A 14,874-nucleotide genomic window follows, 5' to 3' on the forward strand; every position below is an offset into this window, starting at 1 on the left:
CGTCCACGAAGTCACCGTCCGAACGAGAAGAGAGAGTTCCCATGGAGAAAAGCACCAGCAACGGCCACCACCGAAACATCAACCCGGATCTCGACGTCAACCCCGTCTTCGTTCGACCCGGCGAGGCGACGGTCTTCGACAAGTTCAAGCTGCCGGCAGACCAGAGCCTCCCTGAGACGGCCTACCAGATCGTGCACGACGAGGCCATGCTCGACGGCAACTCGCGCCTCAACCTCGCGACGTTCGTGTCGACGTGGATGGACGACGAGGCGAAGAAGCTCTACGCCGAGGCCGCGGACAAGAACATGATCGACAAGGACGAGTACCCGGGAACGGCGGCCATCGAAGACCGCTGCTGGCGGATGCTCGCCGACCTCTGGAACGTCCCGGACGCCGCTGACACCATCGGCACCTCCACGATCGGATCGTCAGAGGCCTGCATGCTCGGCGGCCTGGCGCTCAAGCGGCTCTGGCAGGAGAAGCGGAAGGCGGAGGGCAAGTCGACCGAGAAGCCCAACCTCATCATGTCGGCCGCAGTGCAGGTCGTCTGGGAGAAGTTCTGCAACTACTGGGACATCGAGGCGCGATACGTGCCCGTGTCGCCCGACCACCTGGTGCTCGACGGCTACGATCTCGAGAAGTACGTGGACGAGAACACCATCGGCGTCGTCGCGATCCTTGGACAGACCTTCACCGGTCTCTACGACGACGTCGTGGCGATCGCCGCGAAACTCGACGAGATCCAGGCCGCGACCGGCAACGACGTGAAGATCCACGTCGACGGCGCATCCGGCGCGATGGTGGCGCCGTTCTGCCAGCCGGACCTCGGCTGGGACTTCGGGATCGACCGGGTGAACTCGATCAGCACGTCCGGCCACAAGTACGGCCTCGTCTACCCCGGCGTCGGCTGGGTGGTGTGGCGCAACACGGCGGTGCTCCCCGAGAGCATGATCTTCCACGTCAGCTACCTCGGCGGCGACATGCCGACCCTCGCCCTGAACTTCTCCCGCCCGGGCGCCCAGGTCCTGCTGCAGTACTACCAGTTCCTCCGCCTCGGTCGCGAGGGCTACCGGCTCGTCCAGCAGAACTCGATCGACGTCGCCACCTACCTCTCCTCGGAGATCGAGAAGATGGGGCCGTTTGAGCTCGTGAGCCGCGGAGATACGATCCCCGTCTTCGCCTGGGTGCTGAAAGACGGCCACACCGGCAACTGGAGTCTCTACGACCTCGCCGACCGGCTCCGCATGAAGGGCTGGCTCGTGCCCGCGTACCCCATGGCCGACAACATGGGCGACGTCATCCTCCAGCGCATCGTCGTCAAGGTCGGCCTCAGCCGCGACCTCGCGTCGTCGCTCCTCGCGGACATCCGCGGTGACGTGGAGTACCTCGACTCGCTCGAGACGCCGCTGCCGCGCGAAGCGGGCCGCGGCGTGCACTTCCACCACTGAGATCAGCGGCCGCGCGGGGGAGCCGAGCTGCTCTCCCGCCGGCCCGCCGCCCACGAGCAGGAGACGGAACCCACCGACATGACGAGCGCAGCAACCTCCCCTCGCGAACACACGGGACCCCTCGGTGCCACGGGGAAGCTCCTCGTGCCGACCGTCGTCAAGCAGTGCTGGCTCTTCATGGTGGGCTCCGCGCTCTTCGCGCTGGGCTCCGCGCCGGTGCTCAGCGAGCAGATGGGCTCGCAGCTCTCGAACCTGTTCTTCTTCGTCGGGGCATGGTTCTTCACCTCAGCCGGCCTCATCCAGCTCTTCCTCAGCGGCGTGGTGGCCGTTCCCGTCTCCTATGCCCCCGGTCGAATGGTGAGAGCCGAGTGGCTGACGGCGTCCACCCAGTCGTTCGGGACGCTGCTCTTCAACGTCAGCACGACAGCGGCGCTGCACGCCAAGTCGCTGACCAGCCAGGAGAAGCTCGTGTGGAACCCGGACGCGGGCGGGTCGGTCGCGTTCCTCGTGAGCGGATGCGTCGCCTTCATCGCGTTCGCGCACACGAACCAGACGTGGAGCGTGCGCTCGAGCGCGTCCTGGTCCGTGGTCATCAACTTCGTCGGCTGCGTGGCCTTCGGCGCCTCCGCGGTCGGTGCCTACATCCTCCCTGGCGGGGCGACGATCAACGCCTCGCTGGCGACGTGGGGCACCTTCATCGGCGCGGTCTGCTTCTTCCTCGCGTCCCTCGTCGTCCTGCCAGGGGCCATGAAGGCCGGTGCGACTCCGACTCGCGACAGCTCCAATGTCGGACGGAGCGCCTAGGCCATGCTCATCGGCATCGCGCTCGCCCTAGCGGCCGCGGCTTTCATGGCCGTTGGCAACCTGCTCCAGTCGCGCGGCGTCCACCTCGCGGAGACGAGGTCCAGCAGCCGCAAGGATGCGGCCGTCCACGTGCTGCGGAATCGGATCTGGCTCTTCGGGAGCATCGCGCTGGTCGTCGCGATGCTCGTGCAGGTCGGCAGCCTGGCGTTCGCGCCGCTGATCGTCGTGCAGCCGATCGGCGTGGCGGCGCTCGTGTTCTCCGTCGTCCTGACGAGCATCCTCCGCAAGACGCGGCCGTCGAGAGCCATCATCCGGTCGATCCTGCTGTGCGTCGTCGGCGTCGGCGGATTCGTCGTGGTCGCCGCGATCGTGAGCACGCAGCAGCCGATCGAAGACGCGCAGCTGGTCGCCGTGCTCGTGACGCTCGGCGGCGTGCTCGTCGCGACCGGCATCGTCGAAGTGCTGGGAAAGGGCCGTCCGACGCCGCCGCTGCTGTGGGTCCTGCTCGGCGGGGTCTACTCCGCGTTCGTCGCAACGCTCGGGAAGACGGTCATCCTCCGGGTGCAGGCCATTCTGAAGGCCCACGAGATGCCGTTCAACTCGACGGACATCCTCACCATCGCCAGCATCCTCGGCATCGGAATCGCCGGGGCCCTCTCCGTGATCTTCGTCCAGCGCGCGCACCTCGACAACCCACCGGAGGTCGTCGTCGCGGGGCTCACGGTCATCGACCCCACGATCGCGGTTGTCCTCGGCATCGTGATCCTGCGTGAGGCGACGAATGCCCCGCTCTGGGCGGTCGTCGCATTCCTCGTGGCAGGTGCCGTCGCTATCACCGGGGTGATTCAGCTGGCGCGGGCCGAGAATTCTCCCGTCGATGAGGTCTCGAATTCCTCATCCGCGGGTGAGAGGAAGGGTTAGTGGGCGGGTGAAATAGCGCGCATCTCTGAATGGTGCAAAAGGGTCAAACATATACTTCGATAACGTCGGACAAATCATGATGGCATATCATCCTGGCCATTTACGCGAGCCGGCGGGAAATGAGTCGACTATGCATTACAGCAGTGGAAACTACGAAGCATTCGCACGCCCGCGCAAGCCGCAGGGTGTCGATGACAAGAGCGCTTGGCTCGTCGGCGCAGGTCTCGGGAGCCTCGCTGCGGCGATCTTCCTCATCCGCGACGGGCAGATGAGCGGCGACCGCATCACCATCCTGGAAGAGCTCAACATCGCCGGCGGCGCACTCGATGGCATCAAGTACCCCGAGAAGGGATTCGTCATCCGCGGCGGCCGCGAGCTCGAGGACCACATGGAGTGCCTCTGGGACCTCCTGCGCACCGTGCCATCGCTCGAGATCGAGGACGCCAGCGTGCTCGACGAGTTCTACTGGCTCAACATCGACGACCCGAACTCGACGAAGAGGCGGGTCACGGAGAAGCAGGGCCAGGACGCCGGCACGAACTTCAAGTTCGGTCTGTCCGAGAAGGCGCAGAAGGAGATCGTCGGTGTCTTCCTCGCCACGCGTGCGCAGATGGAGGACAAGCGGATCGACGAGGTGTTCAGCGCCGAATTCCTCGACAGCAACTTCTGGCTCTACTGGCGCACGATGTTCGCCTTCGAAGAGTGGCACTCGGCCCTCGAGATGAAGCTCTACCTCCACCGCTTCGTGCACCAGCTCGGCGGGTTCCCCGACATGTCGGCCCTCAAGTTCACGAAGTACAACCAGTACGAGTCGTTTGTGCTGCCCATGCAGAAGTGGCTGCTCGAGCGCGGCGTCACTTTCCAGTACGGAACCAAGGTCACCGACGTGCAGTTCGACATCACGGGTGACAAGAAGCAGGCGACCCGGATCGAGTGGGTCCGCGACGGCGAGGAGGGCGGCGTCGACCTCAGCGAGAACGACCTGGCGTACATCACCATCGGATCGCTGACGGAGAACTCCGACCAGGGCGACCACGCCACCGCGGCCCGACTCAACACGGGCCCGGCTCCGGCATGGGACCTCTGGCGGAAGATCGCCGCGCGCGACGAGGCGTTCGGTCGCCCAGAGGTGTTCTGCGGAGACATCCAGAAGTCGAAGTGGGAATCGGCGACGGCGACGACGCTCGACGCTCGCGTGCCCGAGTACATCGAGCGCATCGCGGAGCGCGACCCGTTCTCGGGCAAGGTCGTGACCGGTGGCATCGTCACGGCACGCGACTCGCCATGGCTCATGAGCTGGACCGTCAACCGCCAGCCCCACTTCAAGGCGCAGAAGTCGACCGAGATCGTCGTCTGGATCTACGGCCTCTTCGTCGACACCCCAGGGGCCTTCGTCAAGAAGAGCATGCAGGACTGCACGGGTGAGGAGATCACCCAGGAGTGGCTCTTCCACCTGGGAGTCCCCGTCGACGAGATCCCCGAGCTCGCCGCCACCGGCGTCAAGACGGTGCCGGTCATGATGCCGTACGTGACCTCCTTCTTCATGCCGAGGAAAGCTGGCGACCGCCCGGCCGTCGTCCCGAAGGGCAGCGTGAACTTCGCCTTCATCGGCCAATTCGCCGAGACGACGCGAGACTGCATCTTCACGACGGAGTACTCCGTGCGCACCGCCATGGAGGCGACCTACGAGCTCCTCGGCGTCGAACGCGGCGTTCCGGAGGTCTTCAACTCGACGTACGACCTCCGGTTCCTCCTGCACTCGACGAACGTCCTCCGTGACGGCGAGCAGCTCGACATCCCAGGGCCGAGCTTCGCGAAGCGCCACCTCGTCAACCGCTTCGATCAGACCGAGCTCGGCCAGCTGCTGACCGACTTCAACCTGATCCCGGCCACCAAGGACGCTCGCGTCCACGACCGCAGCGACGACGCGATCGCCTGACCCGCACGCGCACCGGCCGCCGTCGCATCCGCGTCGGCGTGCAGAGCAGTTCCCCTTACGAAAGGACGTGTCAACGAACATGTGCACTCGAATTGTGTGGCCCGACGCCAACGGGTCCGTCATCGTCGGCCGCAACATGGATTTCCACATGGATCTCCTCACGAACCTCTGGAAGTACCCGCGCGGCATCGAACGGGCCGACGGGGTCGAGGGAAACCTCACCTGGACGGCCAAGTACGGCAGCATCGTGGCGACGGCCTTCGACCTCATCGCCACCGACGGGATGAACGAGGAAGGATTCGCCGGGCACATCCTGTGGCTCGCCGAGTCGGAGTACGGAAAGCCGAACGACAAGACGACTCAGCTGAGCCAGTCGGTCTGGCTGCAGTACTACCTCGACAACTTCGCGACGGTCGAGGAGGCCGTCGCGTGGACCAAGAAGTCGCAGGTGCAGATCTCGCAGCTCTTCGACCCGACAGGACACCTGGTTCCGACCCTGCACCTCGCGATCAACGACGCCACGGGAGACTCGGCCATCATCGAGTACACGAGCGGCAAGCCGACGGTCTACCACAGCCGTGACTACAAGGTCATGACGAACTCCCCGACCTACGACAAGCAGCTCGAGCTCGCCAAGAAGATCGAGGGGCTGGGCGGCGATCAGCCCTTGCCAGGGTCGACGCTGGCGAGCGACCGCTTCGCTCGTGCATCCTTCTACGTCGAGCACCAGGTGCAGCCCAAGACGCAGCTGGATGCGATCGCTGCGATGTTCAGCATGATCCGGAACGCGGCGCAGCCGTTCCGGACGCCGGAGCCCGGCAAGCCGGACGCGTCGCAGACGATCTGGCAGGTTGTGCTCGACCTCACGAACAAGCGCTACGTGTTCGAGTCGACGACCCGCCCGAACATCGTCTGGGTGGACTTCGACGAGGTGAGCTTCGCCGAGGGTTCCAAGGTGCTCAAGCTCGACCTCGTCGGCCAGCTCGCGCTCGAGGGCGGACTCGCCGGCAACGTGAGCCACAAGTTCACCGACGTCGGCCCGGAGGCGACGGAAGTGCTCGCGGACGGCGTCAAGGCGCTGGAGTTCGTGGCGAACAAGAAGGATGACTTCCTCGCCGTGAAGACGCTCGTGCAGGACCTCGTCGGCAAGAAGGGCTAGTCCGAGCGCGACGGCGGGCGCCCCTCCTCGGGGCGCCCGCCGTTGACGTCGCAGGGGTCGGAGTAGGGGAGAGCGTCATGCGGGAGGGTTCTGATGGGAGCTGACGGCGTGGTCAGCGCTGCCCTCTCGATCAAGCAGCTGCTGGTGGCGGTCGGTCTGGTCTCCGTCGCGGCGCTCATCCTCGGGGCCAGCCAGTTCCTCATCGGCCCGAACACGGCCGCATCCGGCTACCTGACGATCCTCTTCCTGCTCTCGATCATCCGCGCGGGGAGCTGGCGGGCTCGGCTCTTCTCCGTGGGCTGGTCACTCGCCATCGCAGCCCTCGGCTTCGCGGTCGGGGGTCTCGGGCTCTGGGTGACGCTCGCCGCAGTGGTCTTCGTCTGCCTCGTGCAGGCCTTCGTGACGATCGGCGAGACGGCGTTCCTCACGCGGTCTCCCGTGAACCTGCTGGCGTTCGCAGCGCTCTCGCAGTCGGGCGCCGAACTCTGGCAGGCGATGCTGGGGTCCGCGATCGGCGCGGGGGTCGTCGTCGGCTTCGCCGCGCTCGTGAAGGCGAGGTCGCACGCTCACGAGCCTGGCTCGCCGCTCGTCGACCGGATCGCCTACGGTGCGGTCACCGCGGGCGGATCCTTCCTCATCGTGTTCGCCTCGGAGCTGCTGGAGTTCCCCTACCGCGACTGGACGCTGCTCTCGTTCAGCGTGATCCTGGCCGTGGGGTCGGACCAGCGCGCGAAGCGCGGCTACCTCAGGGTGCTCGGATCGGTCGCCGGGGTGCTCCTCGCCATGCTCGCGTCGATGCTGCCGCAGCCGATTCCGCTCATCCTGGCCGGCCTCTTCCTCGTGCTGTGCGTCGCGTACGTCAATGCCGGAGAGTACGCGCTGTTCGTGCTCTTCCTGACGCCCGCCATCCTGCTGACGGCCGCCACGGAGCTCTCCACCTTCGCCCTCGGGGTCTACCGACTCGAAGCGGTCCTGTTCGCGACGCTCGTCGCGCTGCTCGGTGGGCTCGTCATGAACTTCATCACCCGACGCTCCGGCGACGGGGAGGTCGTCGAATCCGCCTGAGGCGAAGCCGTTCGACTAGCTCCGCGCCTTCTTGGGGATGACGACCTCGCGCACGAGCAGCACGATGCCGGCGGCGAGCGGGATCGCGACGAGGGCGCCCACCAGACCGAGCAGCGTTCCACCCGCGAGGGCGGCGATCAGGACGAGGGACCCGGGGATCTGCACGGCCTTCGACATGACGCGCGGCGTGAGGATGTACGCCTCGACCTGCATGTAGACGAGCATCGCGACGAGGACGATGAGTGCCGCGATGGGCGAGGCGAACAGTGCGATCACGGTCATGAAGATCGTGGTGATGATGGTTCCGATGAGCGGGATCAGCGTGATGAAGAAGCAGATGACCGCGACGATGAACGGGTACGGCGCGCCGACGATCCAGAGCAGGAGCCCGCTGAACACCGCGTTGATGAAGGCGAGCACCACCATCCCGTTGAGGTACGAGCCGACCGAGGCCATGATCCGCTCCGCGTACTCCTCGAAGCGGGGGCGGACCGAGGCGTTGATGAGCGAGTAGCCCGCCTGCTTGATGCTGCCGAGTGTCGCGATGAAGTTCAGGGTGAGGATGAAGACGAACAGTCCGGTGCTGACGCCGTTGACGATCGTCGTCCCCACCTTCAGGGCGCCGCCGCCGACGGTCGCCCAGGTGTTCGGGTCGGTCGCCGTGTTCTGCGCCCAGTCGAGGGCGTTGGTGGCGGCACCGTTCGTGGCCTTGTTGACGGTGTCGAACCAGCCCTCGTTGTTGATCCTGGTGATCTCTTGAGGAATGGTCGTCGCGAGGGAGGTGATCTGGTTGACCAGAATGGGCACGACGATCCAGATGAGCCCTGCGACGATGAGGATGAAGACGACGATCACGGAGATGATCGCCATTCCTCGCTTGAGCCCGAGGCGCTGAAGGAGACGAATCAGCGGGTCGAGTCCGAGGGTGATGAAGAATGCGATGAAGACGGAAAGGACCACCGACTGCAATTGAATGACGGTGGTTGCGAGAAGCGCAGCCAGGAGAAGGCCGATTGCCACGGAAAAGGCCCACATGACGGGATTGCGGCGAAAGAGATCAGTCGCTGTGCTGCGAATATCGGGCATCAAAAGGCCTTCTTCTGAGGGAATTTCCTCCAAGGCTAGAGCACGAGCGGCTCCGCACGACTCGACGCGGCGAGCGGTGAAGTGGCCTCGGCTGCTGCGGGCACGAACGGGGATGCATCTATGTATGCATAGCCTGGCAGTTCGGGCAGAATCGTTGCTCAATGGGCCGACTGTGCATACATTGAGGGGTGTCCAAACGAGGGGGAACCATGCTCGCCAGCGACCGGGTCTACGCGGTGCTCCGTGAGGAGATCCTCGCGGGTGCGCTCCTGCCCGGAACGGTGCTCACCGAGGTCGAGCAGGCCAGTCGCCTCGAGGTGTCTCGCACGCCGGTCCGCGGTGCATTCACGAGGCTCCTCGCCGACGGGCTCGTGCGCAGCCAGTCGCCGCGAGTGCTGCTCGTCTCCGAGATCAGCCCAGAACGCGTCGTCCAGCTCTACGAGCTGCGGGAGGCGCTCGAGACGCAGGCCGCCGCGCTCGCGGCGATGCGCCGGGACGAGGATCCGTTCGAGTCCATCCGCATCCGCCTGGTGCACGCGCCAGAGCTTCTCGAGCTCGGCGAAGCCGGCATCGCCGACTACTTCGAGCTCGTCGACGCCCTCGACCGGGCGATCGACGAGGCCGCGGCAAGCGACTACCTCAGCGTCGCGCTCGAATCCTGTCGCCTCCACTCCTCGCGAGTGCGCAGGCTCGCGAGCCACAACCCCGAACGCCTGCGGGAAGCCGCGAGCGAGCACCTCAGCGTCGTCGACGCGATCCTCGCCCGCGACCCCCGCCTCGCCTCACACGCGACCCACGTCCACCTGCACCGCAGCCTCACGACCGCGCTCTCCTCCCTGCAGTCGAGCGCTCCACGACCAACTCCTCCAGAAGGGATCCTCCACACGTGAATTTCCACGACGTCCGAGTCCACCGCAGCGACGAGAACCTCGAGCGCCGCGACCAGCTGGCGTGGAAGATCGCCGAGGTCGCCGCCGACCCCGTCCCCGTCCAGGCCGAGGTGACCGACATGGTCATCAACCGCGTCATCGACAACGCCGCCGTCGCGGCCGCCTCGCTCACCAGAGCCCCCATCGTCGCCGCCCGCGACCAGGCACTCGCGCACGGCGTCTCACGTCACGGCGCCGGCTCGACGCTCTTCGGGCTCGAAGACGCGCAGCGAACCTCACCGGAATGGGCGGCCTGGGCGAACGGCGTCGCGGTGCGTGAGCTCGACTACCACGACACGTTCCTCGCCGCCGAGTACTCGCACCCTGGCGACAACATCCCGCCCATCCTGGCAGTCGCCCAGCACCTGGCAGGCCAGCGAGCCATCTCCGGCGAGCAGCTCGTTCGCGGCATCGCGACCGGCTACGAGATCCAGATCGACCTCGCCAAGGGCATCTGCCTGCACAAGCACAAGATCGACCACGTCGCCCACCTCGGCCCATCAGCGGCGGCCGGCATCGGGACGCTCCTCGGGCTCGACGCGGAGACCATTTTCCAGGCCGTCGGGCAGGCGCTGCACACGACGACGGCAACACGTCAGTCGCGCAAGGGCGAGATCTCGACCTGGAAGGCGCACGCGCCGGCCTTCGCGGGAAAGATGGCCGTGGAGGCCGTCGACCGCGCCATGCGCGGCCAGACCAGCCCCACCCCCATCTACGAGGGCGAGGACGGCGTCATCGCCTGGCTCCTGGGAGGTGTGGACGCGCGCTACCAGGTGCCCCTCCCCGCCGCCGGAGAGTCCAAGCTCGCGATCCTCGACAGCTACACGAAGGAGCACTCCGCCGAGTACCAGGCGCAGGCCTGGATCGACCTCGCGCGCAAGCTGCACAACGAGCACCCCCAGCTCGCGACTGCGCCCGATCGCATCGAGCGCATCCTCATCCGCTCCTCCCACCACACGCACTTCGTGATCGGCTCCGGAGCGAACGACCCGCAGAAGTACGACCCGACTGCCAGCCGCGAGACCCTCGACCACTCGATCCCGTACATCTTCACCGTCGCGCTGCAGGACGGCGCCTGGCACCACGTGGGCTCCTACGCGCCGGAGCGTGCCGCCAGGCCCGACACCGTCGAGCTGTGGAAGCGCGTCGTGACCGAGGAGGACCCGGAGTGGACCCGCCGCTACTACTCGTTCGACATCGCCGAGAAGGCGTTCGGCGGGAGCGTCGAGATCCTGCTCGCCGACGGAACCGTCATCCGTGACGAGATCGCCGTCGCCGACGCGCATCCGCTCGGCGCGCGGCCGTTCGCGAGGGCCGAGTACATCCACAAGTTCCGCACCCTCGCCGCAGAGGTCGTGGAGGACCACGAGATCGAGCGCTTCCTCGACACCGTGCAGCGGCTCCCCGAGCTCGCCCCAGGTGAGCTGGGCCAGCTCGGCTTCGTCGCGTCGCCCGGCGTCATCGAGTTCAACGAAGGCGGAGGGATCTTCTGATGCTGTACGCCAAGACCAGCCCCGCCGAGAAGCGCGCGGCGTTCCGCGCGAGTCTCGCCAGCGGGGAGCTGCTGCGCTTCCCTGGCGCCTTCAACCCGCTCTCGGCTCGCCTCATCGAGCAGAAGGGCTTCGAGGGCGTCTACATCTCCGGGGCCGTGCTCTCCGCCGACCTCGGCCTGCCCGACATCGGGCTCACGACGCTCAGCGAGGTCGCAGGGCGTGGCAGGCAGATCGCCCGCATGACGGAGCTGCCGGCCATCATCGACGCCGATACGGGCTTCGGGGAGCCCATGAACGTCGCCCGCACCGTGCAGGAGCTCGAAGACGCCGGCCTCGCGGGCATGCACATCGAAGACCAGGTCAACCCGAAACGCTGCGGTCACCTCGACGGCAAGCAGGTCGTCGACGAGGAGACGGCGCTCAAGCGCATCAGGGCGGCCGTGGATGCGCGGCGAGACCCCAACTTCCTCGTCATGGCCCGCACCGACATCCGCGCCGTCGACGGGCTCGACGCATCCATCGACCGCGCCAGGAAGCTCGTCGACGCGGGCGCCGACGCCATCTTCCCCGAAGCGATGGCATCGCTCGAGGAGTTCGCGGCCATGCGCGCGGCCGTCGACGTGCCGCTGCTCGCCAACATGACCGAGTTCGGCAAGAGCGAGCTCTTCACGGTGCAGCAGCTCGCCGACGTCGGCATGAACCTCGTCATCTGGCCCGTCTCGACCCTCCGCATCTCGATGGGCGCGACGGCAGGGGCGCTCGACGAGCTCATCAGCCACGGAACGCTCACGGGAAAGCTCGACGAGATGCAGCACCGCGCGGAGCTGTACGAGCTTGTCGACTACGAGGGGTATAACCACTTCGACAGCGGAGTGTTCAATTTCACCGTCAAGCGCTGACGACAGCAGCGTTCGGCACACAAGGAAGGGCAGGTCAACGATGACTGAGCAGGAGATCTACAAGGGCCTCGCAGGAGTGCCCGTCGACTACAGCGCCATCTCGAAGGTCAACCCGGAGACCAACTCCCTGCTCTACCGCGGCTACCCGGTGCAGGAGCTCGCGGCGCAGAAGAGCTTCGAGGAGGTCGCTCTGCTGCTGTGGGGAGGCGAGCTGCCGAGCGAGGCGGAACTCGCCGAGTTCGGAGCGCAGGAGCGCTCGGGCCGGGCGCTCGCCGACAACGTGCGCTCCATCATCGATGTCCTGCCCGTCACGGCGCATCCCATGGACGTCGTGCGGACGGCCGTGAGCGTCATCGGCGCCAACGACCCGGACGCGGACGACCCGTCGCCCGAGGCGGAGCTCGCGAAGGCGAAGGCCCTCTTCGCTGCGCTCCCCGCGATCGTGGCCTACGACCAGCGCCGCAGGCACGGCCTGGAGCTCGTCGAGCCTCGCGACGACCTCGACTACTCGCAGAACTTCCTCTGGATGACGTTCGGGGAGGAGGCCGCCCCCGAGGTCGTCGATGCCTTCCGTGTCTCGATGGTGCTGTACGCCGAGCACTCCTTCAACGCCTCCACGTTCACGGCACGCGTCATCACGTCGACCACGGCAGACCTCTACTCGGCGGTCGTCGGCGCAATCGGCGCGCTCAAGGGCGCGCTGCACGGCGGCGCGAACGAAGCGGTCATGCACACGTTCGCGGAGATCGGCGACGCGGCCAACGTCGAGGCCTGGCTCGACGACGCGCTCGCGAACAAGAAGAAGATCATGGGATTCGGGCACCGCGTGTACAAGAACGGCGACTCACGCGTTCCCACCATGCACGCCGCCCTCGAGCGACTCGCCGAGCACTACGACCGACGCGACCTGCTCGAGCTCTCCGAGGCGCTCGAGCGGAGCTTCGGCGAGCGGAAGGGCATCAAGCCGAACCTCGACTATCCGGCGGGTCCGGTGTACCACCTCATGGGCTTCGATACCCCGACCTTCACGCCCCTGTTCGCCGCGGCGCGCATCACGGGATGGACGGCTCACATCATGGAGCAGGCCGGAGCCAACTCCCTCATCCGCCCGCTCGCCGTCTACAACGGCGTCGACGAGCGCCACCTCGAGGGCTGAGGCGGACAGGGCGGGGCTGTCGGCCCGTCCCGGCCTGCGTCTCGAGGCTCTCGCCTCTCGGGAGGCTCGGCGCCGGGCTCAGCGGGGACGGATGCTTGCCGAGGTCGCCTGGAGCTTCGTCGCCTCGAGGCGATACAGCCCCCATGTGCCGCTGCGCTCGTAGGTGAGATACCCGCCGTCAACGAGGATCCGCAGGTGGTGCGAGGCCGTCGACTGCGCGCATCCGAGCGCTGAGACGAGTTCCGTCACGGTCGTCGGACGGTCCGGATTCGCGGCCACGAGAGACAGGATGCGCAGTCGCGTCGGGTCGGCGAGCACCTGGAGTCCGTGGGCGAGCGTGTTGGCGGTCGCCGCATCGAGCGGTGCGGCGGAAGCAGCACCGGCCCATGCGAAATCAGGCGCCGAAGTCACGCCCGCGACCACCCGTCTGGCCGACTCGGAGCTTCGTGCAGAGGTGCTGCAGGGTGCGGAGCTCGTCCGCGTCGAGCGAGCTGGTCATCCGCTCCTGGATGTTGCGCATGTGCGTGCGCGCCGCACGAGTGAACTCGGCGCGGCCCTCCGTCGTGACCTCGATGAGCGTCGATCGCAGGTCGAGCCGGTCGTCGATCTTCACGAGGAACCCGCGCTGCACCAGCCGATCGACGAGCCTCGACACCGAGGACTGCGTGATCAGCACGTTGCGGTTCAGGTCGCGGAGCCGGATGCGTCCCTGCGGCTCCCGCACGACGTTGAAGAGCACGTCGTACTCGTTCATCGACATGGAATTGCTCGAGAACTCGCTGCGGAGCTCCCGCATTATCGAGACCTGGGCTCGGAAGAGGGACTCCCAAGCCTCCACTGGGTTGCTCGTCGTCGGCATCCGGCCTCCAGCTTCGTCGTCTCGTCAGCTTCCGTTGCAGTGTACTGGCCAGTACATCAGGCGACGGAATCCGGCGCGACCACGCGGCGCGAGAGGCCGCATCCACTCGCCGCAATGCGGCGCAGAGGCCCGGTCCCGGCTGGGGATGGGGCCAGGCCGATCAGAGGCGGTCGGGTGACTGTGCGTTCGGGTAGAGCACCTCGACGTCGGCGTGACGGTCGAAGCGGTAGCCGGTGCCGCGGACCGTGCGGACGATGTCTCCGTAGGCACCGAGCTTGGAGCGGAGGCGGCGGACGTGCACGTCGATGGTGCGCTCGTTCGGGCGCTCCTCGTCGCTGTCGCGCCACAGGATGTCGATGATCTCGGTGCGGTCGACGGTGCGTCCCTCGCGCAGCACCAGCGCCTGGAGGAGCTCGAACTCCTTGTAGGTGAGGCCCGCGTTCTCGCCGGAGACGCTCACGCGCTTGCGAGTGGTGTCGATCGTGACCCCCTCGGCGGAGTCAGGCAGGTGGTCCTCCTCGACCCCGCGGGCGGCGAGCGCCTGAGGGTCCTGCAATGCGAGGCGGACGACGTCGACATCGCGACCGCCGGCGCCCTTCGGAGCCAGCGCGACGGCTGCGTGCGTCTCGGCGTGCGGGGCGACCTCGGCGGTGACGCGCTTGAGCGCTTCGACGAGCTCGGTGAGCGTCGTCCCGTCGAGGTTGGCCTTCGCTTCGTCGAGGCCGACGTAGAGGACGAAGCCGCGCGCTTCAGGCGCGGCGGGGACCGCCTGGACGTAGGCGGGGCGAGGAGTTTCTGGGGTCTGGGTCACGGCATTCAGGGTGCGAGGGCGGCGGAAGTCGGTAGCAAGCGACATGGGAGGAAGTCCTTCGAGGTGATGATGCTCATGGCACCCACCTGCGGGCGGGTGCTGCCCGCGACGGTTCGCGGACGGTGCCGAGGGGCTGGAGCCTCGGCGGGATGCGGTCGGGTGCAGAGAGCAGCGCGACCACGCTGGCCCAAGGGGCGCAGGGCTCCTTCTCCATGGGACAGGCCGTCATGAGAGAAGGGGGCGGGAAATGCGGCGACTCGACGGAGGGTGAGTTCCGGAGTCAGCGGCACATTCGACAGCACATC

14 protein-coding genes are annotated in these 14,874 nt (G+C 66.9%); 10 read left to right on the forward strand and 4 right to left on the reverse strand.

Translation table 11 applies throughout. The annotated features are described in order from the left end of the window. Positions 1–41: 41 nt before the first annotated feature. The 6 genes from C5E05_RS18040 to C5E05_RS18065 all read left to right on the forward strand — a co-directional run bounded on the left by C5E05_RS18040 (position 42) and on the right by C5E05_RS18065 (position 7,336). Positions 42–1,448: a glutamate decarboxylase gene (locus C5E05_RS18040; protein ID WP_104307604.1), complete on the forward strand. Its 1,407-nt coding sequence runs from the start codon at positions 42–44 to the stop codon at positions 1,446–1,448. A gap of 78 nt (positions 1,449–1,526) precedes the next feature. Continuing rightward, positions 1,527–2,252, forward strand: coding sequence for a hypothetical protein (locus C5E05_RS18045; protein WP_104342721.1), 726 nt, complete (start codon positions 1,527–1,529; stop codon positions 2,250–2,252). Positions 2,253–2,255: 3 nt separating this feature from the next. Continuing rightward, complete coding sequence (locus C5E05_RS18050) at positions 2,256–3,173, forward strand: DMT family transporter (protein WP_104342722.1); 918 nt, start codon at positions 2,256–2,258, stop codon at positions 3,171–3,173. A gap of 130 nt (positions 3,174–3,303) precedes the next feature. Next, positions 3,304–5,112: an oleate hydratase gene (locus C5E05_RS18055; RefSeq protein WP_104342723.1), complete on the forward strand. Its 1,809-nt coding sequence runs from the start codon at positions 3,304–3,306 to the stop codon at positions 5,110–5,112. A gap of 79 nt (positions 5,113–5,191) precedes the next feature. Beyond that, positions 5,192–6,271 carry a linear amide C-N hydrolase gene (locus tag C5E05_RS18060; protein ID WP_104330190.1) on the forward strand — a complete coding sequence of 360 codons (1,080 nt, stop codon included), beginning with the start codon at positions 5,192–5,194 and terminating at the stop codon, positions 6,269–6,271. A gap of 93 nt (positions 6,272–6,364) precedes the next feature. Further along, a complete protein-coding gene (locus C5E05_RS18065) occupies positions 6,365–7,336 on the forward strand; it encodes an FUSC family protein (RefSeq protein WP_104342724.1) in 972 nt (323 codons plus the stop codon). Positions 7,337–7,351: 15 nt separating this feature from the next. On the opposite strand, the gene C5E05_RS18070 is transcribed toward C5E05_RS18065, so the two are convergent. Beyond that, the gene (locus tag C5E05_RS18070) at positions 7,352–8,422 is read right to left on the reverse strand and encodes an AI-2E family transporter (protein WP_104342725.1); all 1,071 of its coding nucleotides are present in this window, start codon (positions 8,420–8,422) and stop codon (positions 7,352–7,354) included. A 209-nt stretch (positions 8,423–8,631) separates the two neighbouring features. Between C5E05_RS18070 and C5E05_RS18075 the strand changes: the two genes are divergently transcribed. From C5E05_RS18075 to C5E05_RS18090, 4 genes are read left to right on the forward strand one after another with little or no spacing between them, the layout of a single operon-like run. Continuing rightward, positions 8,632–9,312, forward strand: coding sequence for a GntR family transcriptional regulator (locus C5E05_RS18075; RefSeq protein WP_104342726.1), 681 nt, complete (start codon positions 8,632–8,634; stop codon positions 9,310–9,312). Beyond that, positions 9,309–10,844: an MmgE/PrpD family protein gene (locus C5E05_RS18080; protein WP_104342727.1), complete on the forward strand. Its 1,536-nt coding sequence runs from the start codon at positions 9,309–9,311 to the stop codon at positions 10,842–10,844. The genes C5E05_RS18075 and C5E05_RS18080 overlap by 4 nt, the downstream gene beginning before the upstream one ends. Beyond that, entirely contained in the window at positions 10,844–11,743 is a 900-nt protein-coding gene (gene prpB, locus C5E05_RS18085) for a methylisocitrate lyase (RefSeq protein WP_104307610.1), read from the forward strand. The genes C5E05_RS18080 and prpB overlap by 1 nt, the downstream gene beginning before the upstream one ends. Before the next feature lie 40 nt (positions 11,744–11,783). Then, complete coding sequence (locus C5E05_RS18090; RefSeq protein ID WP_104243497.1) at positions 11,784–12,899, forward strand: bifunctional 2-methylcitrate synthase/citrate synthase; 1,116 nt, start codon at positions 11,784–11,786, stop codon at positions 12,897–12,899. A 78-nt stretch (positions 12,900–12,977) separates the two neighbouring features. On the opposite strand, the gene C5E05_RS18095 is transcribed toward C5E05_RS18090, so the two are convergent. The 3 genes from C5E05_RS18095 to C5E05_RS18105 form a co-directional block, all read right to left on the reverse strand. Continuing rightward, a complete protein-coding gene (locus tag C5E05_RS18095) occupies positions 12,978–13,310 on the reverse strand; it encodes a helix-turn-helix transcriptional regulator (RefSeq protein ID WP_181058082.1) in 333 nt (110 codons plus the stop codon). Further along, complete coding sequence (locus tag C5E05_RS18100) at positions 13,294–13,758, reverse strand: MarR family winged helix-turn-helix transcriptional regulator (protein ID WP_104243495.1); 465 nt, start codon at positions 13,756–13,758, stop codon at positions 13,294–13,296. Before C5E05_RS18100 ends, C5E05_RS18095 begins: the two co-directional genes overlap by 17 nt. Positions 13,759–13,918: 160 nt before the next feature. Next, positions 13,919–14,614: a winged helix-turn-helix domain-containing protein gene (locus C5E05_RS18105; protein WP_104342728.1), complete on the reverse strand. Its 696-nt coding sequence runs from the start codon at positions 14,612–14,614 to the stop codon at positions 13,919–13,921. Positions 14,615–14,874 lie beyond the last annotated feature (260 nt).

Source organism: Pseudoclavibacter sp. AY1H1 (assembly GCF_002931055.1).
Taxonomy (GTDB): domain Bacteria; phylum Actinomycetota; class Actinomycetes; order Actinomycetales; family Microbacteriaceae; genus Pseudoclavibacter.